Origin of the sequence: Litchfieldia stipae (genome assembly GCF_014837155.1) — a bacterium.
In the GTDB taxonomy this organism is placed as follows: domain Bacteria; phylum Bacillota; class Bacilli; order Bacillales; family Bacillaceae_L; genus Litchfieldia.
The window spans coordinates 26,778-48,298 of sequence record NZ_JACYHA010000025.1 but is presented as its reverse complement, the minus strand read 5'-3'; the positions used below and the strand labels follow the sequence as shown (position 1 = coordinate 48,298).

Annotated in this window: 18 protein-coding genes; 6 read left to right on the top strand and 12 right to left on the bottom strand. The window is 41.3% G+C overall.

Translation table 11 applies throughout. The features are described from left to right. Nucleotides 1-127: 127 nt before the first annotated feature. The 4 genes from F7888_RS19865 to F7888_RS19850 form a co-directional block, all read right to left on the bottom strand. Complete coding sequence (locus F7888_RS19865; RefSeq protein WP_191782672.1) at nt 128-1,069, bottom strand: threonine ammonia-lyase; 942 nt, start codon at nt 1,067-1,069, stop codon at nt 128-130. Then, nucleotides 1,066-1,536, bottom strand: a complete 471-nt coding sequence (locus tag F7888_RS19860; RefSeq protein ID WP_191782679.1) for a RidA family protein — start codon at nt 1,534-1,536, stop codon at nt 1,066-1,068. Before F7888_RS19860 ends, F7888_RS19865 begins: the two co-directional genes overlap by 4 nt. Before the next feature lie 199 nt (nt 1,537-1,735). Then, nucleotides 1,736-2,404: a class D sortase gene (locus tag F7888_RS19855; RefSeq protein ID WP_191782671.1), complete on the bottom strand. Its 669-nt coding sequence runs from the start codon at nt 2,402-2,404 to the stop codon at nt 1,736-1,738. Beyond that, the gene (locus F7888_RS19850) at nt 2,394-3,554 is read right to left on the bottom strand and encodes a processed acidic surface protein (RefSeq protein ID WP_191782669.1); all 1,161 of its coding nucleotides are present in this window, start codon (nt 3,552-3,554) and stop codon (nt 2,394-2,396) included. Before F7888_RS19850 ends, F7888_RS19855 begins: the two co-directional genes overlap by 11 nt. A 516-nt stretch (nt 3,555-4,070) precedes the next feature. Here F7888_RS19850 and F7888_RS19845 point away from each other — a divergent pair. Together F7888_RS19845 and F7888_RS19840 are read left to right on the top strand one after the other, a co-directional pair. Beyond that, nucleotides 4,071-4,256, top strand: a complete 186-nt coding sequence (locus F7888_RS19845) for a hypothetical protein (protein ID WP_191782667.1) — start codon at nt 4,071-4,073, stop codon at nt 4,254-4,256. 31 nt (nt 4,257-4,287) lie between these two features. Beyond that, entirely contained in the window at nt 4,288-4,914 is a 627-nt protein-coding gene (locus F7888_RS19840; protein WP_191782665.1) for an NUDIX hydrolase, read from the top strand. Between the two features lie 372 nt (nt 4,915-5,286). Here the strand turns inward: F7888_RS19840 and F7888_RS19835 are convergent, their stop codons facing one another. The 3 genes from F7888_RS19835 to F7888_RS19825 all read right to left on the bottom strand — a co-directional run bounded on the left by F7888_RS19835 (nt 5,287) and on the right by F7888_RS19825 (nt 8,670). After that, complete coding sequence (locus F7888_RS19835; RefSeq protein WP_191782663.1) at nt 5,287-7,164, bottom strand: EAL domain-containing protein; 1,878 nt, start codon at nt 7,162-7,164, stop codon at nt 5,287-5,289. Nucleotides 7,165-7,248: 84 nt separating this feature from the next. Continuing rightward, on the bottom strand, nt 7,249-8,268 hold the full coding sequence (locus F7888_RS19830; RefSeq protein ID WP_318246328.1) for a DUF3231 family protein: 1,020 nt from the start codon (nt 8,266-8,268) through the stop codon (nt 7,249-7,251). Between the two features lie 162 nt (nt 8,269-8,430). After that, nucleotides 8,431-8,670: a toxin-antitoxin system YwqK family antitoxin gene (locus F7888_RS19825; RefSeq protein WP_191782661.1), complete on the bottom strand. Its 240-nt coding sequence runs from the start codon at nt 8,668-8,670 to the stop codon at nt 8,431-8,433. A 317-nt stretch (nt 8,671-8,987) separates the two neighbouring features. Here F7888_RS19825 and yiaA point away from each other — a divergent pair, with 317 nt between their 5' ends. Beyond that, nucleotides 8,988-9,458: an inner membrane protein YiaA gene (yiaA, locus tag F7888_RS19820; RefSeq protein WP_191782660.1), complete on the top strand. Its 471-nt coding sequence runs from the start codon at nt 8,988-8,990 to the stop codon at nt 9,456-9,458. Nucleotides 9,459-9,565: 107 nt separating this feature from the next. Here yiaA and F7888_RS19815 read toward each other — a convergent pair whose 3' ends face one another. The 3 genes from F7888_RS19815 to F7888_RS19805 are packed head-to-tail and all read right to left on the bottom strand — an operon-like array spanning nt 9,566 to nt 16,032. After that, nucleotides 9,566-12,367, bottom strand: coding sequence for a dynamin family protein (locus tag F7888_RS19815; RefSeq protein WP_191782658.1), 2,802 nt, complete (start codon nt 12,365-12,367; stop codon nt 9,566-9,568). Nucleotides 12,368-12,381: 14 nt separating this feature from the next. After that, nucleotides 12,382-14,118: a dynamin family protein gene (locus F7888_RS19810; protein ID WP_191782656.1), complete on the bottom strand. Its 1,737-nt coding sequence runs from the start codon at nt 14,116-14,118 to the stop codon at nt 12,382-12,384. Between the two features lie 12 nt (nt 14,119-14,130). Further along, nucleotides 14,131-16,032, bottom strand: a complete 1,902-nt coding sequence (locus F7888_RS19805) for a dynamin family protein (protein ID WP_191782654.1) — start codon at nt 16,030-16,032, stop codon at nt 14,131-14,133. Between the two features lie 147 nt (nt 16,033-16,179). Between F7888_RS19805 and F7888_RS19800 the strand changes: the two genes are divergently transcribed. Together F7888_RS19800 and F7888_RS19795 are read left to right on the top strand one after the other, a co-directional pair. Beyond that, nucleotides 16,180-16,575 (top strand): hypothetical protein, encoded by a 396-nt coding sequence (locus F7888_RS19800; protein ID WP_191782652.1) that lies wholly within the window; start codon nt 16,180-16,182, stop codon nt 16,573-16,575. Nucleotides 16,576-16,762: 187 nt separating this feature from the next. Continuing rightward, on the top strand, nt 16,763-16,981 hold the full coding sequence (locus F7888_RS19795) for a hypothetical protein (protein WP_191782650.1): 219 nt from the start codon (nt 16,763-16,765) through the stop codon (nt 16,979-16,981). A 109-nt stretch (nt 16,982-17,090) separates the two neighbouring features. On the opposite strand, the gene F7888_RS19790 is transcribed toward F7888_RS19795, so the two are convergent. Beyond that, nucleotides 17,091-17,915 (bottom strand): Cof-type HAD-IIB family hydrolase, encoded by an 825-nt coding sequence (locus F7888_RS19790; protein WP_191782648.1) that lies wholly within the window; start codon nt 17,913-17,915, stop codon nt 17,091-17,093. Nucleotides 17,916-18,229: 314 nt separating this feature from the next. On the opposite strand from F7888_RS19790, the gene cax reads away from it, so the two are divergent. Next, nucleotides 18,230-19,288, top strand: coding sequence for a calcium/proton exchanger (gene cax / locus F7888_RS19785; RefSeq protein ID WP_191782646.1), 1,059 nt, complete (start codon nt 18,230-18,232; stop codon nt 19,286-19,288). Between the two features lie 38 nt (nt 19,289-19,326). On the opposite strand, the gene F7888_RS19780 is transcribed toward cax, so the two are convergent. Beyond that, the gene (locus F7888_RS19780; protein ID WP_191782644.1) at nt 19,327-21,288 is read right to left on the bottom strand and encodes an oxidoreductase; all 1,962 of its coding nucleotides are present in this window, start codon (nt 21,286-21,288) and stop codon (nt 19,327-19,329) included. Nucleotides 21,289-21,521: the final 233 nt, after the last annotated feature.

The window sequence follows — 21,521 nt, the reverse complement described above, 5'->3', positions numbered from 1 at the left end:
TTCCCCTCCTGATACTCTTTTACAACCATAAGCTTAAAATCTTCGCTATATTTACTCAAAAATAAACACCCCAAAAGTCAGATTTCACTCTAACTTTTGGGGTGCACTACAGAACCGTCCCCATGTTTCAAACTAGGAAGCTGGGTACTTTGTCTAGGTCGACGTTTCCGCCTGAGATGATGGTGACGATGTTTTTTCCTTGGTAAGGTAGTTTTCGAGCAGCGGCGATGGTGGTTGCGCTGGATGGTTCGATGAGTTGTTTCATCCGTTCCATCACAAAGCTGAATGCTTGTCGAATGTCATCTTCACTGACTAGGACGATGTCATCAAGGTAATTTTCGAGCACAGGGAAGGTGAGGTCACCTGGCTGGTTTGTTCTTAAGCCATCTGCAATGGTGGTTGTTCCTTGGATCGCTGTAATTTGTTTGTTTTGAAGGGAAAGGTATGTGTCGTTGGCAAGCTCAGGTTCTACACCAATTACTTTGATTTTCGGATTCGTTTCCTTGATAGCAGTTAGGATTCCAGAGATGAGTCCTCCACCTCCGATTGGGACGATGACGACATCGACATCTTGAATTTGGTCGAGGATTTCAAGTCCTACAGTTCCTTGACCAGCCATGATATAAGGGTCGTCGTATGGCGGGATGAAGACTCCGTTTTCTTGCCTTGCGATTTCTTTTGCTCGTGGCAAGCGTTCTGCTGAAGTGGTGCCGCATTTCTCAATTTTTCCATTGTAGGCTTGGATGGCATTGATTTTGCATTGACTCGCATCTTCTGGAACAACGATTGTCGCTGGAATGCCGTATTTGTTTGCGACGTAGGCGACGGCTTGGCCATGATTTCCTGAAGAGGCCGCTGTGACGTATTTCGCTCCTTCCTCAATTGCTTGGATCACGCGATTGCTAGCTCCACGAATTTTGAACGACCCGGTCTTTTGAAGATGCTCTGATTTTAAGAAGATGTGGTTTCCACAGAGTTGTGAAAGCTGTTCTGATGTTAAAATGGGGGTTATGTACGTGATATCCTTGATTCGTTCTCTCGCTTCTTTTACATCATTTAACTGAATCATTGTGTGCCTCCTTGTTTTACGGCAATGATAAAATCAACCTCGATTGGTGTGTTGTTCGGGAGTTCGGATGCTCCAACAGCTGTGCGGGCATGACGACCTTTTTCACCGAAAATCTTCTCCAGTAATTCTGAAACGACGTCAATTATCTTCGGTTGCTCAGTGAATCCTGGTGCGGATTGGACATAGCCTGTTACTTTTAATACTTGTATGACCTCGTCAAGGCTACCGATTTCTGCTTTTAGGCAGCTTAATCCCTTTAACACACAGATTTCAGCAAGCTCTCGTGCCTGCTCGATTGTTACGTCTTGACCGACTTTTCCCGGATAAGGAATGACTCCATTCACGCGTGGTACCTGTCCACTAATGTATGCTATACCTTGGTGAATCATGACTGGGACATAATTGAATAGCGGGGGAGTTGGGTCTGGTAATTTGATCCCTAATTCATGCAAACGTTTATCGATCATATTCACTGGATGGCTCTCCTCTCGGGTTTGGACTATAAGAGTAATAATTCAAGATGGGGTGGGGGAAATCCTTTTTTTTGTGGTGAATTGGGGACGGTTCTCACGCTTCCTCCAGTGCAGCCCCACACCCCAATCTCAATCCATCACCCAAAACTAAAAAAAGCCAGCCACAAAAGCAGCTAGCTCCAACATCCACGTCCTATTTTTTCTTATCCCCAATCAAATCAGCAACAAGCACATACCTCTCAGGCGCATCTCCGATGAAGTCGAACGGATAGCAGGTCGATACTGTCAACGTAGCCTTTGGCTTTGGCACGATAACGGTCCGGTCATCACTATCAACAATCCGCACCTTTCGAACCTTATATTTGAAGGTCCCCGCACTCGTTGTGACCACGAGAGTATCACCCACACCGACTTCTCCGAGACGGCGAAACACGGTGTCGCGATGTCCTGCTAAGACGGTGTTGTCATTTTCACCGGGCAACACGGACCCTTTGTAGTGACCGACCCCTTTTTCCAGCTCATCCTCATCTGTGCCGTGATAGATGGGAAGGGTGGCATCAATCTTCGGAATATAGAGATCGCCGATCACCTCACCAATTTGGGGTGTTTTTTCATAGAGAGAGCTTACATTCGCATTCGCTGGCAGTTTCTTGGTCACGACAGGCGTTGGCTTTTCAATCGCAGGTGTTGGCATAGGCTGAGCCGCAACCGAGTTTGTTTTATATAGAAAATACCCCTTTAGAAACTTATATCCATTTGTCCCCGTAAACCATGTCCCACCTGCAATTAGAACAATACTGAAAAAAAGAAGAAGGAAACGCTTGGTTCCGACTTCTTTTAATGCTAACCGCTTAAGCCGCATAATGCTTCTTCCAACGACGGAATAAGATGATTCCTAATCCAGCAACTAATCCTCCGATTAATGTGTTTATAGGGTAATCAGAAGCTGTGTTAGGCAACTTGCCACCTTTCACTGTTTTAGTAACGGGTGGTTTTGGTGTTTCTTTTACCATCTTGTCAACTTCCTTCACGTCTTTCCCAACTTCTTCAATCAAATCGGAATCAAACTTTTCACCCGTAATTAAGATATCAGCAAGGAAAAGTCCTTCTTTATTGAAAAATTCGATCAAAAGGTCGGCACCTTTTAACTCAGTCATTGTGATAAGAGTTTGCAGGTTTAATGGTTTCTTTTCGTCCCCATTTACTAGATAATAGTCGACATCTAATTGGAATAAATCTAGTAGCTCACTGAAAATATACGCTAGTTCCGCAATTTGCTCAGCTGTTAATTCGTCAATGGTATCAAAATAGTCGAAGCTCTCTAGGCGATCAGATAACTCTAGCAATTTCGCCTCAAACGCAGGGTCTTCATAATCAAGGGTGCTCATTAAATGATTAATTAGAGCGTCCAATTCGTCGTCCGTTAATCCAATCTCACTTAAGATCGTATCGATATCGAATTCTGGATAGTAGAGATAGTATTCCGTCATGAGATCTAAGTCCTCAATGTATTCATAGTACTCAATCGAATCATCATTTGCTTCGAAAAGCTCAACTAACTCCTGATGAGTTAATTCATATTTATCAAGAAGTTCTTGCAGATTTTCAGGGGTAATCGGAGTGCCATACATGTCCAAGTATGAACTTACTGTCCAATATAAATCATCATAAAAATAATAAACATCAAAAACAGCTTGTCCTTCTTCAATTTCACCATACTCAACCAATAGTGCTTCAAGCTCTTCTAATGTAATTTCATACTCCAAAAGTATTTCTTGCAGATTTTCCTCTGTTAAAACAGGACCAATAAAAATCCTTACTTCTTCAACATCTACAAAGTCTTCAATTGTTAAACCATAGTAATCAAGATACTCAACTAACTCTTCTTTCGTTAACCCAATTTCAGTTAAATATGACTCTAACTCTGCATCAGATGGAGCAGCCAAACCAACCGTTGGTAAAACGCTAAAACTTAACATAACAATAAGCAAAACAGAAAGTAATTTTCGCATCAATGCGCCTCCAAATTATCAATATCAAAAGAATTATATTTGTTAAATAATAGAAAAAATAGAATTGTTTTTAAAATATTTTGAGTATATAATTAAATGCCGAATTGGGGACGGTTCTCACGCTTCCATTTCCACGTATTATGTGAGGTGTGATTATAAACAAAGGCTGATTTCGTATATATTGTTGCTTTAAATACCGCAGCCTGAATACACTCCGCGTCCTGTGGGGTGACCGGTGAGCCTCCTCGTCGCGTTGCTCCTGCGGGGTCTCACTTTGCCCACGCATCCCACGGGAGTCTCAGTGTATTCAGGCTGCTAGATGTCGCATTCCCCATAATTTTTGTCAAAAAAACAACAAACTTTGAGAAAACAGCCTAAACAAACGTTTGTTCAAGCTTGTGAAACCCTTATTGCTACTGTTGTACATTTGTTTAAATTACATTTCTCATTCTATTCTCACTTCTCCACTATTAAATATAGTAAAATAAAGGAAAATGCGTATAGGGGGCTATGTTCATGAAGGAACCCACGAATAAAGAACTGTTAGTGGAAATCATTAAGTTAAATGATCGGATTGATAGGTTGGAGCAATTAACAAATGAACCGAAGGGGCTGTCAACACCGGTCAAGTTCATTGCCTTATTTCTAGGTTTTGTGATTTTAGGTCCTATTTTATCAACGGTGATTATGATGTTTTTATAGGCGCTAGGGTAGCACAAAAGGGGGGGCAATTATGAGTGAGCAGGAGAAGTTGAAAATTTTCGATGAACAGGGGAGTCAAATTGGGGTTGCAACGCGGAGTGAGGTACATAGGCTCGGGCATTGGCATGAGGCTTTTCATTGTTGGTTTGTGTGTCATGAACATGGTGTCGCTTATATTTATTTGCAGCTCCGTAGTGAACATAAGAAGGATTATCCGAACCTCTTTGACATTACCGCCGCAGGACATTTATTAGCGAACGAAAAAGTGGAGGATGGGGTCAGAGAGATTAAGGAAGAAATTGGGATTGATGTTGCTATTGAAGAGTTGATTGGGTTAGGTGTGATCAAGTATACCGTTTTTGAGGAGCATTTCATTGATCGAGAGTTTGCGAATGCTTTCCTTTATATATGCTCGCATCCGTTTGAGGATTTTACCCTTCAAAAGGAAGAGGTTTCTGGAATGGTGAGAGTGAAATTCACTGATTTTGCCCAGCTTTGGACGGGAGAAAAAGATGAAGTCGAAATCAGTGGATTTGAAGTGAATCGAGATGGATCGAAGCGAATAATTAAAGAAGTCTTCGTGCATAGAAATCAATTTGTACCACATCCAGACGATTTTTATCGTGAGGTTGTTGAAAGGATTGGTAAGCATCTATAGGTGCCAGACAACATCGCCAAAAGGGGGGAACATCAACGACAAAAGATTCGAGATCAATTTCTTCAATCGGCTGTCAAAAGCACGCTGGACCAGCGATAAAAGACGCACACCGCTCAAATGACATGTCTTAGATTTCAGAAGCCTCAGTTGAAAAATCCGACAGCCTTTCTTCAATCGCTAGAAGTATATCGAGCGACTGATTTTGGGACAAGTGATGTCTCTGAAGGGAATTTGAGTTGACTGATTGGTATATGAGTGCGGGGAAAACAAAGGTGTTGCATAGGTTAAGGTTATAGGTGACACACTTCATCCTAATAGGAAGCATGAGAACCGTCCCCACTTTGCCAAGCGCAGGATCATGAACCCTGCGCTTTACCTTTGTAAGTCATTCATTAGGAATTCGATAGCTTGTTCTGCTGGAACTGGTTTGCTGTAGTAGTAGCCTTGGACATGGTCACATTTTTTTTGGCGGAGGAAGTCCAGTTGCTCCTTTGTTTCTACACCTTCAGCGATGACTATTTTTTTCAAGCTGTGTGCAACTTGGATAATGGCTCGTACAATGTTTTTATTTTCCTCATTTAGATGTAGGTCCCTGACAAAGGATTGATCGATTTTTACAAAATCAAGTGGTAATTTGCTTAAATAGCTTAGTGATGAGTAGCCTGTGCCAAAGTCGTCTAATGAGATCAGGACACCAAGCTGTTTTAATTCAGTTAGAATAGTAATAGTTTTTTCGACATCGGACATGGCAATGGATTCTGTAATTTCAAGGTTCAAATGCTCTGGGTCAAGTTTCGTTTCCTCTAGAATCAACTTAACCGATTCTAAGAACCCATCGTCTAAAAATTGACGGACAGAGATGTTCACACAAATACACAGCGGTGGATTTCCTTCCGTCTGCCAACGCTTTGTTTGACGACACGCTTCACGTAGTACCCAGTTTCCAATTTGAACAATAAGACCTGTTTCTTCGGAAATCGGGATGAATTCGGAAGGGGGAATCATTCCTACATCTGGGTCATTCCACCGAAGCAGTGCTTCAAAACCCGTCACTTTATTTAAGTGTAAATTCACCTTGGGCTGATAGTGGAGCGTAAGTGCGTTTTTCTGTAATGCTTTTCTTAATTTACTTTCTAGCAGTATCTTCCTAAAATTTGTTGAAGCTAGATGATTACAATAAAATTGGTAATTGTTTTTCCCTTTGTTTTTCGCATCATACATCGCCATATCTGCATTTTTAATAAGCGTCTCAACGTCTTCCCCGTCTCTTGGAAACATACTAATTCCAAGGCTAGGGGTGATATAGACCTCATGACCTGACAAAAGGAAGGGTGTCGATAAGGCTTGGAGGATATTAGTTGCGATTTGGCTAGTTTCCTCGTAGGAAGAATTATTTAAAAGGATAATAAATTCATCCCCACCCTGTCGCGAAATAACATCATTTTCATAAATACAGGACTTAAGTGTCTCAGCGATTTTGATGAGTAAATCATCCCCGATACTATGACCCAATGTATCATTGACCGCTTTAAAACGATCTAAATCAATAAAAATGACGGACATCTTCTGGTTATGCTCTTTGGCTTGTTCAATGGCTCGATTAAAAGATGTACGAAAATAATTTCGGTTAGGTAAGCCTGTTAATGAGTCATGATAAGCCATATATTCCATTTTTTCTTCTGAATTCTTTCGTTCGGTAATATCATAAGCAAGGACAAGAAGCTGCTCAACCTTGCCATTCGTTTCACTTATAGGAATTCCTTTCCCCTCGACAATCACACAACGTCCATTCTTATGCTTGAGAATGGAGACAAAATCTCCTTCAAGCTCTTTATTTATTCTAGATTTTAGTCGTGAAGCTGATTCAGGCAGCGTTTTAAAATCGATAAAGTTATATACAGGTGTTCCTATGGTCTCTTTCTGTGAGTAACCCAATGTTGATTTGAAAGAAGGTGATGCATACTTTAGAATGCCTTGATTATCAATAATGGCAATTAACTCTGTCGCATTTTCGAGAATCAGACGATATTGATGCTCATTTGCAAACGTTTCTTTTAACCTCTTCATGATGACAAAATAAAAGATGATCCCAGTTGTCAGGATAAAAAAGCAGCCTTTTGCATGCAATAACCAAACTGGGAGATTTTTGAAGTGTTCTAATAAAAGCCAATCTGAAAAGAACAACCAGGTCAAGCTCATTAAAATATAAATAATGACAATACGTATCGAAATTTTATAATAAGAAGGCAAATTTCTCCACATGCTACATGACCAAATCCCTTCGTGGTGCCAGGCACCTGTCGAAAAATCTTGTTTCAAGGCTAGTGCTGGGAACTAGTTCTCTGTTTTTTGTGATAATGATGTTCTATTAATGGCTTCAGGCTGTTTTTCTAGCCATTCATGCTTAACTAAAATGTTATAACAAATCGCTCCAGCCTTCATTAGATGGGTCATTACCTTGGAATAATTCAACATGATATCAGATCTTAAGCTTGCCCCGATCGATGCTCCATAATAAGAGAGAGCCGCATTAATTAATAATGCCGCATGAAACATCATCAATTTGTCTGAAAAAGGACTTACGGTTGAGTCTGTGATTTCAGCATCCCATTTCTCAGGGATGGGTAAATGATCTTCTTTTAGAATCGTGTCAAAGCTTGCGGCATCTTTGCCAGCTAATTTCATGTTTCTTACCATGAAATGACGAACATCTTCATTCGTAGCAACCTGACTGAAGGCTAAGCTTAATGAACTTATGCAACCAGTCTTCTTTGAATTGAAGAAGAGGGTTGAAATTTCTGAACTATTAAGCGGTCTCTTCTCACCAAATAAATTTGAAATCATCCCTGTTGACTGAGTAAATTCCACCTTTGAAGGGGCAGGAATGGAAGGAATACTTGAGAAATAGGTTTGAGTACTTGCAGATTTCACAATTTTTTGTAATAAATCTTTCGCTGATGTTATGCATTCAAAGAAATAGTCTTGTAAGTCTGCTCTCTCTAATGTTGTCAGCGCTAGGCTGTACGCGGTCAAGCCATGCACAGTCATGATGTATGAGTAAAAATGGATAAATGGATCTGAAAACAGACGTGGGGCATGAAGATTGACATCTTCGTCTGTAAATCCTTTTGGAATTTGGCAATTTGCACTGTTAAAAATACTAGTGATTTGGTTTATATGATTTTGTGACTGAATTAACGCATCCTTCACAATCGATTTAACCGTAGTGTCTTCGACTATATTGAGAAAGTATTTATTCACACAAACAGCCATACTGTCTCCCATATACTGCAGCCAAAGGGCCGACATCTCCGCCGAAGTCAAACTATGACTCTTCTCTTCCTTTGTCTTCACCAAACGTAACACCCTCCAAAGAAGCAATCTAAATGTAACCTTATTTTATGGTATCAGAGACAAAGTATACATTTGATGTAGTGCCTGTTACCACCCGATTTTCCTCGTTTCACAAATTGTTCCACACTAAAAAGTGGGAGGGCGAACCCCTCCCACTTTTTTTTATTTCTTATCTCGATTGGTGACTTTATACTTCTCACCGTTGCTGTCGTAGGTAATCCATTCTCCAATCGGTTCACCATTTTCGAAATACCCGGAACGCTTGATGGTACCGTCTATTCGGTACCACTCCCAGTAGCCCTCTGGCATGTCTTCATTGACTTTTCCCTTTGACCACATGGTCTCTCCATTTGCATGGTATTTAATTGTGTAACCATCGATTATTTCTTGTTTTTTAGCCATTTAGTGCCTGTCACCACCCGAATTTTCTTGTTTCACATTGTGTTTCACGAAATGATGGAGACGTGAGAACCGTCCCCATGTTGCTTTGATTTTACTATAGAATATCTTAGTTTCAAAGTGCTGGATAGTTGAAGTATGGGGACGGTTCTCACGCTTCTTTTTTTGAGAAACCTGCAACAAACCGTCTCAAATGACCTAGATAAAAATATATTTACTATTTGCTATTATTCTCCATATAATGAATTTAGGAAGGGGCACAATCGTGTAACTGCGGTGCTCCGTTTTTTTTAGATCAAATGATGGGGGAGAGACACTTGATGTCTAACGATCAAGAGGTAGTTGTGGACAAAGGGAAGCAAAGTGAACCGAAAATCAAGGAAGAAAGGAAGCCGGGTGAACCGACTGCAGCCTTCAAAGGAGCCTCATGGGGAGCGTTGTTAGTAGGGGTGGCGGCCTATCTCATTGGTTTGTTTAACGCGACAATGGAACTGAATGAAAAAGGATATTATTTCGCCGTTCTCGTGTTTGGACTATATTCAGCGGTATCATTGCAAAAAGCAGTCAGAGATAAAGAAGAGGGCGTACCTGTTACGGGGATTTATTATGGTATTAGTTGGTTTGCACTTATTGTGTCTATTTCATTAATGGTGATTGGTTTATACAATGCTGGAAGTATCATATTAAGCGAAAAAGGATTTTATGCGATGTCCTTTGTGCTCAGTCTGTTTGCGGCGATTACGGTTCAAAAGAACATTAGAGATGCACAGCGGGCGAAGGAACAAGGATAAATGAAATATAGGCAGCGTGGGGTCGGTTCTCATGCTGCCTTTTAATCTGATTGGAAGCATGAGAACCGTCCCGACTTTGCCACTCTTTGTGTCTTCACTGTGGTGAACTAAAGAACCGTCCCCATTTCGCCACCCATTTTGCCAAGCTCAACTTCGCTAAGCTCCAATTGGTGATAATCGATTTCCATTGCGCGAATATGAAGTAGGTGCATGTCGATGATTTCGCTGTTGGCAGCTTTGTCTGCATGAAGTTGCCTTAGTTGTTTGGCTTGGTTCATCATTTTTTCAGTACTGCTTTTGACTTCTGTTTCGAGTGCTGTTTCAAACGCGCCAAAGGTTGAATGAACTTGTTCGCGAATGACAGCCTCGAATTGCCCAAGTGTTTTCGTAATGTTATAGATGTACTTTGAAATAGCATCGTCGTATGATTTATTTTCTAAGTAATTTCGATATTGATCAACCTTTAATGTCATCGAAGGGCTTGCCCCGCCGAGTAGTTTTCCAACGCCCTTTAGGAACGTTTGGAAAGGGTTAATCCGGTTAAGAATGTCGATCTGTTGATAAGTAATAGTCGCCACAAGTTGTTCGAACTGCTGCTTCATGTCTTCAAGTGTGTGCTCATACTGATAAGTAACTTGTACAGACTCATCCGAATTAAGAATATCCTCAAGCTCTAGTTGATATACCCCAAGCGTGTTCTTGGCAGGCTCAAAATGTCGTCGGATCATAAACAACCAGAAATTGAACTTCTGATTAACCTGTGGGAGAATCTGGTTTAATTGTTTCCACTCAAGAGTTTGGTTCATTTCCTGATTTAAGATGAGATGGACACGATCAAGGTCGGTGTTAGTCGTAATTTTACCAGCAAATTGTTTAAGTTCAGCACTTGTTGATTCCTTCACTTCATGATAAATGCCTGAGATGAGCTTTACATATTGCTGCAAACATTGCGAGGTCAGCTCATTTTTTACCTGCTGAACCTTTTGCTTCAACACATTTAACTCTTCTACCTCTTTGCGATGACGCTGGAACAGGACATTTAAATGCATTTCCTTCTCATGAACAAACTCATCAAATTTCCGAAGAAGCTGCTGGAAATATGGAATTGCATGCTCGATCCGGGTTTGTCCAATATGCGAATCATTCCGTTCATTCAAATATCGCTGAAGATCAGAAGCCTCGTCAGCTCCAGGGTGAACCGAGCTATATGGAATCACCTCCGGCTCAAGTCCAAGCTGCTTCGAAAGCTTACGGCTCACATCCTCTATCACGTCCTCAAGCTCATCTTCATCAAGGAAATCAGCCTTATTTAAAATAAATCGAACCGGAAGCTCAGGACGTAGCTCGATCATTTTCAAGAGAATCTCCTTTTCTGTCTTTTTAAAAGGGGTCTCGGCACTGAAAATAAAGAGTACTTCATCTGCTAGATCCAGATGGTGATAGGTTGGGTTCTGGGCATGTTCAAGATCATTAAATCCAGGTGTATCAATAAATGTTACTTGATGCTCTAGAAGCGGAGTCGCGTTCGTATGAATCGAAAAAATCGCCGCCGAATGCTTTCCATCCTTCTCATGGTCAATCGTCGTTCGATGCTCCAATTCAGTTGGATTCACAACAGCAATCGTCTGCTTGCCAATCTCCACCATTTGCTTCGTCTCACCATATTGGAGCAGGGTGACAACAGCTGTTGTTGGAAGCAAATCAGTGATGAGCAGTTCCTCTCCAAGGACAGAGTTGATAAAGCTAGATTTCCCATTACTGAAGGTCCCAGTAATCATCACCTTTTTCGTCGAATCCTCTAAGAAATAATCCAGCCACCACTTACTATAGCTGTCATGATTCACCCCGCGCTCGTCCATCCACTCGATAATCGAATGATAGGTGGCGTTCACCGCGCCCCAATCATAGATTTTTTGATGAGAAAACGTGAAATCCTTAATTGCAACGCTTGAATGAGGAAACTTCTCTTTCCACGCCAGCAAACATGAGGTGATCGCTTGCTTCAACGGTAAGTCCTCGCACAGCGCTTGGTAAGCAGGCAAATGCATTTCAACCACATGCTCAATCTCTTTCACCGTGAATCTCGCCGAAACTAACTGATTCATCATCTGATAAAAGCTGTGAGAATGCGTATCCAGTAAAAATACAGCAAATGCCTGATCCGATTCCTGTATCGAAACAAACAAACTATCAAGCCAATGAATGAACAAATCTGAGGCCAGATAATAGTTATGTAGCGCTACAAAACAGGCATTCAGCTTTTCTTGATCCTCGCACCATAGAATCTTTAGAAGTTTTGGTACTGTAAATACAGGGCTTAACTCAGTTCCTTCAGACAGGTGCAAATACGAGAATATCTTCGAAAAGAGAGACTCATCAAACTCTCGCTCCAGCTTATTCACAACCAAAGTAAACGCAGATAAGTATTCTTCCTTCTCCTCATAAAAAGCAAGCGCAAGCTCAAACACATGCTGATATGACCAATCTGTTGCAACGAGAGAATCAACAATCGATCCAAGCTTTTCTTCTTGATGCTGTGCCAAGTACAATGCATATTGTGCCAACAGCCCCTCCATTTTTAGAGCGTCCGACGGGGTGTTCAACGATTGATAAATCATTTCGGCCTCTCGCGCGCGGCCCATTAACACATATGCATCACCAATATTCTTAGTAGCCCAGCCAGAAAGAGGAGAGCTTTTCTCAATTTGCTCCCACTTGAAAACCGCCGTTTCAAAGTCTTCTAGATTGAAATAAAGCTCTGCTTGCGCAAATCGTATCTCGTCACTTGAATGCGTGCGTTGGTTTAATTGTTTGGATAGGGCTAGAACCTGCTGTGAAGTCTCAACTCCAAGGTCCATCGCCTGGTAAAATATTTTCTGTGCTAGTTGTTGTTCATTAGTTAAAACCATATACGATCACTCACTCAATTTTTTATAGATAAAAGCTCTTCCATCTTAATGTCAGGGTGGTTCTCGGCATGCTTGCGTTCACGTTTAGCTAGCTCGAATTCTAATGATTGTTTGTAGGAAGCCACATATTGTTCAAATCGCAGAAAGGCTTTACGCTCTAACTGATCGACTTCATCTGCAATATATTGTCCGGTCGATGTCTTTAATTTTTCAATTAGATGCGAAATTTCCTCGTCAATCTGTGGTAGAACCTCTGCCTTAGCCTCGGCAAGCTTCTTCTCTCCCAACAATTTATTCAGAAGTGGAAAGCCGGCTAGCGTAATCACAGGCAGAAGCAATCCACCACTTAATAACACCATAATCGTTCCAGCCCCAGCTGTAATCAGTCCACTTGTCACTGTTGTATCAGAGGACTTCGCCGCCGTTTTAATCGATAAGCCCAATTCTTGTAGAGAATGGCTTGAGTCACTTTTCCGAAGCAAGCTCATTTCCTGTTTAAAAAGAGTGGAGAACCCGTTCAAGATTTCCTTCTCAAGCTTCTTAATGAGCGTCTCGATTTGAGGGCTGTAGCTGTTGACCCAGCCTTTTATTTGATGTTTTATCGTTACAGGGATCGTTTTTTCGACATAGTTTTTAAACTTCGGACCATCAAACAGTTCAATATTTTCGCGAATACTCTCTTTTACATTCTCTTCGAAGTGATCAATTGATTTAAACGTCAATTGGACAATCTCATGCTTGCGAGAAGCAATATAGTCACTTAACGTGTCCTCATGAACTTTCGCTTGCTGGTTAAAATCTTGGATTTCCGCTAACGCCTGTTCGAGTTCAGTATCTGTAGCTTGGCGCATGTCCTCAATTTGCTCAATGTCCTGCTGAACCACAGTGAAAAGCTTTGAAAGTCGTTCCTCAAAAAAACTAAATTTTGTAATTGAACCCGCGCCCTGATGTGCTTGCTTTTTCAAATATGAAAGCAGCTGTACGAATTCTGGGTTCTGTGGATCACATAGCGCGTCTTTTGAAGAGAGGGGAAATAGCCTAAATGGCACATCCTTCATCACTTTTTTTAGACGCGTGTTCATGTAATCCAATGTTTCCTCAAGCTCATCCTCGTCCAATCGATCGATGAAGTTCGCAACAAAGACAACCTCACCAAATGAAAGCTTTAGAACTGTCTCTGTTAAATACTCCATCTCAGACTTTCGAAGCGGAGTGGTCGCATCAAAGACAAACAGGACAACGCTAGAGCGTGGGATGTAGCTATAGGATACGTCTAAGCGATGTTCGTTCAAATCACCGACTCCAGGAGTATCGACAATCACCATTTTTTCACCAAGCTGACCAAGTGGGAGCTTAATTTCAAGGTGGTGAATGTCCTGTAAATCCGACCCTTCTTCAAAGGTGAAGCTCTTCAAATGCTGAGGACTGACTTGATCGTCGATTATTTCTCCATTCTGCATATAGACAGTTGTACCACTTTGTTCCGCGTGTCTTAGCACATTGATGGTTGCCGTTGTTGGTGTCACGTCTGACGGTAATAAGGGCTGCTCAATGAGCGCGTTTATTAGCGTTGATTTTCCACGTTTAAATTCGCCAAGCACAGTGATTAGATGTTCATCTGCCTGAATGTCATGTAATAAATCACGAATCGCCTCTTTATATGCGGCGTGTGGAATTTTTTCTTCGATTAATGTTAAAAGGCTTTGAGTCTGCTGTATTAATTCTGCATGTTTTTCATTAAGGGTGAGCATCTTGTTCTCCTTTTACTGCGTGATTTTTTGCGCTTGCTCTTGGATGGTGTGGAGCTTGTCTCTAAGTGCTTCAAAGTACTGTCTTTGTTCCTCGACAGAGCGTTTTTCGGTTTCTTTTTCCAAGCGGATCTGATGCAGGTCCTCTTGTAATCGGAGTGTTTTCTCATGAACTTCCTTTTCAAAGGTTAGTTCGATTGCTTGAGAGAGCTTTTTCCATTCGGAACGGAATTGCGATACGATTGCGGGTCGATTTTCGTGGAGGCTTTGTTTAACCTGCTTCTTTATTTCTTCAATTCGTTTTTTGCGACGGTATCCAGTGAAGGAATCCCAAATGCTGTCGCCGAAGAAGAAGGCACCAATCGCTGCTCCAATTCCACCAACAAATAATAATGCCGGTGCTAATATCAGTGCCCCAATACCGAGGCCTGCGGCACCGACCAATAATCCTGTGATATCCTCATTATTTTCATAAATCGATAAGTCGAAATTGTAACTCATTTCCAGTTCAAGATTGAAGCTATCCTTAATTGCTTGATTTAATTGCTCCTCTTCGGAGTTCAGACGGCGGTACGCATTTGTGACATGTGTCTCCATGATTTCACTTTTGAGCTGATTAAGCTCTGTTTGAATCCTATTTTGAGAGGACTTAGTGTGGTTTTTGAGAAATCGCTTTACGTCTTTTTCTTCTAAACTACCAGAATAAGAATCGAGTGATCGTGACAGGCTGTCTGACATTTCTTTCAGCAGTGATTCTACTTTTCTTGTGATTGTCGTTTCTTCACTTGCTAAGTCGACCATTAGATTCTCGATAATCGAGCTTGCATTCTGCTTGAAACGCGTTACCTGTGGTGCTAGTTCGGCAATTTTTGCATCAATTTCTTCGATTTCCATGTTAGATGCGGAAATTCGTAGAGCGATTGTTTCGGTTCTGAGTTCTTTCGCTTTTTTTATAAGACGTCTAATTGGTTTTTCAAGCTTTACTTGTCCTTTTTCATGCTGGAAAAAATGCGCTAAATCTGTTTCCAATTGGACAAATCCAGTGTCTGCAAGTTGGGTATATTTTTGCGATTTGATCTTAAATTCTTCGTTGTTTTCCAGACGTCGAATCGTTAACGCTTCATAGGACGATACAAGATACAGTCGTGGATCTGGGAGTAAGGGCTGTAATTTTTCCCGAACATAATTTAGCACCTTCACCTGATCAGCATCAGTTTGTAATCGGTCTTTGTAATTGATCACAAAGAACACTTTATTGATGTGTTCACTCAAAATGCGTTCCTTTAGAAACTCCATTTCGGTTCCGGCAAAAGGAGCCGTTGCTGATAAAAGGAAAACAACAGCATCGGATTTAGGCACAAATGTAAACGTGATTTCTTCTCTCGTTTCATCGATATCGTTTGTTCCTGGGGTATCATAGATTTCGACACCAGCTTCACAGAAGTGATTTGGGTATCCGACTTCTGCCATCGAGATTTTCTTGAAGATTTCAATTTCTTGCTCGTAACGCTCTTGATCTTCAGGATCATCTTCATCTGCTTCACGAGGTGCTGCTAGCTTTCGGAAGGCTTTTGGATCAAGTGTTTTTGGTTCTTCATTTTGGTCACGGAAGTGGAGTGAATAGCTTGGTTCTTCTTGGTAATATATTTTATTAATCATCGCTGTTGTTGGTTTCACTTTTGACGGAAGGACATTAGCTCCAAGCATTGCATTGATAAACGTGGATTTTCCGCGTGAGAATTCACCAACGACAGTTAGTGTGAAGGCGTCTTTTTGAAGCTGTTGAATGGTTTCGTTAAGATAATGAATCAACTCGCGCGCATTAAGTTCTTCTGCGATATTAATCACTTCATATATGTAAGTAAGGACTTTTTGTTTTTTTAATTCATATTCATGTAGATTCATATAATTCGCCATGTTGTCGTAGCCACCTTAGTCGGTAATGTTTAATGCTATTTTACTATAAAAATAGCGATTTTTGGGAGAGAAAAAGGAAAAATATTGTCAAAAAGTGTTATAATCAGGAGAGTTATAGGAAAAAAGTTGGAGAGGTGCAGACACAGGATGGATTCTATTTTTACAAATGGTGAAACTCTAAATCAGTCAACAGTTGATACAAATACATTCGGAGAAAAGACATTGAATCATCACGGGCAAGTTATTGCAACGCAAAAAGCAGGTCTCTTCCCAGATTCAACAAGTACATTTGACGGTCATGAAAAGGTGGCAGAAACAAAGCCGAATCTAATAGATGGCACTGACGTTTACCAAGACGGAGAGCGCACTGCTACCATTAAAGAAGACGTCCAAGGAAATCTAAGTCTATACGACACAAGCCATTCTAAGATTGGATACGTCGATCCATTCGGAAACGTTAAATCAGTCATGAATCACACAGACCCACTATCTCAAGCCAACCGCATCAACTTCCAAGAACTTAAATTCCACAGCGGGGAATAGGCTAATTGGGATGGTTCTAAGCTAATTTGGGACGGTTCTCACGCTTCCGATTGATCTGTGACAAAATGGCGAGGCGGGTAGGGTTGGGGGCGGTTCTCGTGGGGCAAACTTGGGACGGTTCTCGTGCATCATTTTTTGGATGATGGGAAAAAGAGAACCGGGTCCCTGTTAAAAGGGGAGATGTTCTATGAATAATAATCATGAGAAGCCGAGAAATCTAGGAGATAAAAGAAGTAGAAGAGACGTGTTTTGGAATCTGTTTTTGACAGGTGGTTTTTCAACCTTCGAGAAAGAATGGAGAAGCTCAAAGAGTCCTTTTCATACGTTTCTTTTGTTTTTAGTGCCCATCTTTGGGGCGGGGTTGTTGTTTTTATTAGTGATAGTAGCATTGAGGTTATTTAACTAGGAGTAGGGAGATTGGGCAGAGTGAGGGCCAGTTCTTATGCTTCTTTTTTTTTGAGGAAGCGTAAGAACCGTCCCGGCTTTGCCACTAGCTTTGCCTCACAGCCCACAAATCAGCTTTGGATCAGTTGTGCTTCAAGAACAAATTTTTCAACGACTTTGGCTACACCGTCATTCATATTGGTATCTGTGATGTAGTTAGCAATTTGCTTGATGTCATCAGGCGCATTACCCATGGCTACTCCAAGTCCAGCAAATTCGATCATTTCTTGGTCATTATAGCTGTCACCGATGGCAATGACTTCTTCACGAGTAATTCCACAGAATTTGATTAATTGCTCTAGGCTTGTCCCTTTTGTCACACCCTTTTCAGTAAATTCAAGGAAATAAGGCTTCGAACGCATTACACTAAAATCATCAGCTAGCTCCACCTGTAGCTTAGCTTCTACTTCTTTCAAACGATCTGGGTCAGCCACCATTAACACTTTCACAACCGGCTCTGTGACGCCCTCTTTAAATGAATCTACGAGATTCACTGGAAGCTTAGTAATCTCTGATTCTCTCATCGTATAAGGATTGTCATCCTCAGTTACAATTGAATCCCCGATATAAGTGTGAATAAACACGCCTTCACGTCGGCTTAATTCATACAATTTATGAACCGATTCAATTGATAAAGTGCTACTAAACATTTCTTCATTAGATTGAGATTTAATAATCTTCCCACCATTAAAAGAAAGAATAAAGCTATCATATTGAGATAAAGAAAGCTCTTCGGCAACTGGTCTCATTCCAAAGGTTGGGCGACCAGAAGCAAGAACAACCTTCACCCCATTTTCCTGTGCTGTCATTAAAGCCTGCTTTGTTCTATCAGAAATCGAATGGTCATTTCGCAATAATGTATCATCTAAGTCAAGTACGATCATTTTATAAGACATGTATAAGTCCTCCCTTGCTGTCATGTGTTTCATTCTACTAAAGTTTTGTGGAACATGGAAGTCAAGGGAAGGAGAATTCACGGTAGTGTCATAAAGTGGCAGAGGGACGGTTCTCACATTGCCAAGTGAGGTGGCATTTTGGAAACGTGAGAACCTATCTCTAGTCTTTCTTTATAAATATATGGTATCGTTCCCACAGGTATGCTTGCTTTCAAGCTGTATTACCCTCTTTTTGGCAAACTAAGAACCGTCCCCATGTATTTCATCTTGGCTGACGGGTGAAACTAAGTTGGCATATTTAGGAGAGGTGAGGTTTGATGAATAAAATTTTTACTGGATTGGTGTTAGTTGGTTTGCCGCTCTCTGTGGTGGGAAATTTACTGCATTGGAATCAGTTACTTATGTTTATTATTTATTGTGTCACCATTGTGGCGTTGTCCAGTTTCATGGGGCGAGCGACGGAATCCTTAGCGATTATAAGTGGACCACGGATTGGTGGGCTATTAAATGCAACGTTTGGGAATGCAGTTGAATTAATTATATCAATTTTCTCGTTAAAGGCGGGGCTTGTTGGGGTTGTTTTGGCTTCTTTAACAGGTTCTGTGTTAGGAAATCTCCTTTTGGTCGGGGGTCTGTCTTTTTTTATTGGTGGCTTGAAGTATAAAAGGCAGAGCTTCAATGCCCATGATGGGCGTCACAATTCAGTTTTACTTGTGTTTGCGGTGATTGTTGCCTTTGTGATTCCAGAGGTTTTCTCGACAACGATGCCGGATCAAGACATCTTAAATTTAAGCATCGGGATTTCGATCATCATGATTATTTTGTATCTTGCTGCGTTGTTGTTTAAATTAGTGACCCACCGTGGAGCTTATAACGCACCTGGTGAGGAAGAGGTACATGAGGATGAGACGCCTGAGTGGACAAAAGGGCGGGCGATGACCGTTCTTGGAGTTGCGACACTTGCCGTTGCATATGTGTCTGAAGCGCTTGTCCACACCTTCCATTATATTGGTGAAACACTAGGCTGGACCGAACTATTTATTGGGGTTATTGTGGTCGCAATTGTTGGAAATGCTGCGGAGCATGCGTCAGCAATTTTAATGGCTTATAAAAATAAAATGAGTATTGCGGTCGAAATCGCAGTCGGCTCAACCTTACAAGTGGCAATGTTTGTTGCACCAGTCCTCGTGCTAATCTCATTATTTTTCCCCATACAGATGCCGTTGGTCTTTACTTGGCCAGAGTTAGTATCCATGATTACGGCCGTTTTTCTAACGATTTCGATTTCCAATGATGGTGATACGAACTGGTTTGAAGGGGCGACATTGCTGGCTGCTTATTTAATCATGGGGATTGGGTTTTATCTATTATAAGTTGGTGGAGCGGGTTTTGAATAGACCCGCCCCACATATTAACTAAGTACTTTTTCTTTTTTTGTCGTTACGAGTGTTTCAAGCAAATAAGCCGTTTCAAATCCACCACGTGTAGCCTCAGAAAGAGAGGCAAACCCTGCAGCATCTCCAATTACGAAGACGTTTTCGAAATGGTTTTTACAGATCTCTTCTAATGGATTATAGGGCGCTACTCCCATGGTCAACACCGCGCCATCAATGGGTAACTCAACAATTTTTCCACATACATCTGTTAAAATAATAGCATTTGGTAAAATCTCTCGAACCTTGTGATCTGATAAAATCTCTACGTTTTGCTGTTTCAATTTAGTAAACAGCTTTGATCTTGTTTGCACCCCAATTTTTCGACCAGATTTCGTTGATAATTCAATCAAAGTAACTTCATTTCCTTGCTCAGCTAATCTGCGAGCAGTCCCATAACAAATCATTCCGCTTCCTAAAACGGCAATCTTTTTTTTATAAAATGTTTTTTCTCCACGTTTTAATACTTCATATTGATGGACATTTGGAAGCTCACATCCTTTGATATCTGGAATGAGTGGCTTGCCACCTGTTGCCAAAATGATTGCATAGGGCTGGAGGGCTAGGAGCTGTTCAATGGTTGCTTCCGTATTTAAGTGAAGTTCGACTTGTAATCGTTCCATTTCAAGACGAAGGTAATCAACGTACCACGTCATTTTTTTCCGATAAACAGGTTCATCGACGAGTTTTAATTGGCCACCGAGCGCTGCGGTTTTTTCAAATAATGTCACCTTATAGCCTTTTAATGAGAGGACTCTTGCTGTTTCCATCCCACCTGGACCTCCGCCAACTACAACGATTTGGTGCTTTTCAACAGGTTTTAGTTCTGGAAATTCAAGCTCACGTCCTGCTCTGGCATTGATAGAGCATGCGACATGACCCTTAGAGTAGATGCAATGCAGGCAAGAAATGCACATTCTTATTTCATTCTCCCGATCTTCATATGCTTTCCGAGCCCACTCAGGATCAGCGATTAACCCACGTCCAATTGCTACAAAGTCTGCTTTTTTCTTTGCTAAAATGGAGTCAACATAGCTTGGCTCACGAATCGATCCAACGGCAATAACAGGGATATTTACTTCGCTTTTTATCGCTTCGGCAAGGTACACCTTCCATCCTTGTTCGTAGAGTGGAGATTCAATGATTTTATCAGAAGAATTGTAATTTCCTGCACTTGCGTGAAGTCCATCTACACCAACTTTTTCTAAATATCGGCTAATTTTCTTGCTCAACTCAATCTTTAGTCCGCCTTCATCGAACTCATCTATACTTAGCCTCACAGTTACAGGGAAATCCTCACCACATTGAGCCTTAATCCCTGTAACGATTTCCTCTAAAAATCGCATTCTATTTTCGAAATTGCCGCCATACTCGTCAGTCCGTAGATTTGTACAAGGGCCTAGAAATTGATTAATTAAGTAACCATGGGCGCCATGGAGCTCGACACCATCAATTCCAGCATGCTTACACCGAACTGCACCTTTGATGAACTTTTGAATGATTTCCTTTACTTCATTGGTCGTTAATTCCCGAGGCTCTTCACCAATTGCTTCACATGTCACTGGACTTGGTGCGACAATCTGCTTTCCACCCAGCAGTCCAGAATTGGATTGTCTTCCAGCATGATGGAGCTGAACAAATAGCTTTGCCCCATATTTATGTATGGCGTTTGCCAACCGATAAAATCCAGTGAGAAAACGATCATCGTCGATGCGTAGCTGGTTCGTCATGCCTTTTCCATATTCATAGTCAATCGACGTGAACTCAGTGATGATTAAGCCCGTTCCACCTTGTGCGCGTTCTTCATAATATCGAATTAGATGATCAGTGACCTCGCCATGAGCTCCGGCCAAATTCGTTCCCATCGCAGGCATCACAATTCTATTCTTTAACGTAACATTTCCAATGTTTCCTGTTTCAAAAAGATGCGAATAAGCCAAAATAATAATCCTCCTTTTGGTGGTTTGTTACTTATTTCACAAATGTCCGTAAAATAATCTCTACCTCTCATTATAAATGAAGAAGTGTCAAAAAAATGTGATATAAACGTGAACAAAAAGGAAGGGTGGGGACGGTTCTTAATTTGCCAAAGCGTTTGGAAAGAAGTGTGAGAACCGTCCCGGATTTGCCTCAAGTCAGTGGGAAGCGTTAGAACCGTCCCCAAATTGCCCAT

Excerpts from the sequence above, each read along its gene's own strand:
- F7888_RS19810 (WP_191782656.1), bottom strand. The coding sequence starts at position 14,118 with ATGCTCACCCTTAATGAAAAACATGCAGAATTAATACAGCAGACTCAA.
- yiaA (WP_191782660.1), top strand. The coding sequence starts at position 8,988 with ATGTCTAACGATCAAGAGGTAGTTGTGGACAAAGGGAAGCAAAGTGAA.
- F7888_RS19815 (WP_191782658.1), bottom strand. The coding sequence starts at position 12,367 with ATGGTTTTAACTAATGAACAACAACTAGCACAGAAAATATTTTACCAG.
- F7888_RS19825 (WP_191782661.1), bottom strand. The coding sequence starts at position 8,670 with ATGGCTAAAAAACAAGAAATAATCGATGGTTACACAATTAAATACCAT.
- F7888_RS19840 (WP_191782665.1), top strand. The coding sequence starts at position 4,288 with ATGAGTGAGCAGGAGAAGTTGAAAATTTTCGATGAACAGGGGAGTCAA.
- F7888_RS19800 (WP_191782652.1), top strand. The coding sequence starts at position 16,180 with ATGGATTCTATTTTTACAAATGGTGAAACTCTAAATCAGTCAACAGTT.
- F7888_RS19855 (WP_191782671.1), bottom strand. The coding sequence starts at position 2,404 with ATGCGGCTTAAGCGGTTAGCATTAAAAGAAGTCGGAACCAAGCGTTTC.
- F7888_RS19790 (WP_191782648.1), bottom strand. The coding sequence starts at position 17,915 with ATGTCTTATAAAATGATCGTACTTGACTTAGATGATACATTATTGCGA.
- F7888_RS19845 (WP_191782667.1), top strand. The coding sequence starts at position 4,071 with ATGAAGGAACCCACGAATAAAGAACTGTTAGTGGAAATCATTAAGTTA.
- F7888_RS19805 (WP_191782654.1), bottom strand. The coding sequence starts at position 16,032 with ATGGCGAATTATATGAATCTACATGAATATGAATTAAAAAAACAAAAA.
- F7888_RS19865 (WP_191782672.1), bottom strand. The coding sequence starts at position 1,069 with ATGATTCAGTTAAATGATGTAAAAGAAGCGAGAGAACGAATCAAGGAT.
- F7888_RS19795 (WP_191782650.1), top strand. The coding sequence starts at position 16,763 with ATGAATAATAATCATGAGAAGCCGAGAAATCTAGGAGATAAAAGAAGT.
- F7888_RS19850 (WP_191782669.1), bottom strand. The coding sequence starts at position 3,554 with ATGCGAAAATTACTTTCTGTTTTGCTTATTGTTATGTTAAGTTTTAGC.
- F7888_RS19860 (WP_191782679.1), bottom strand. The coding sequence starts at position 1,536 with ATGATCGATAAACGTTTGCATGAATTAGGGATCAAATTACCAGACCCA.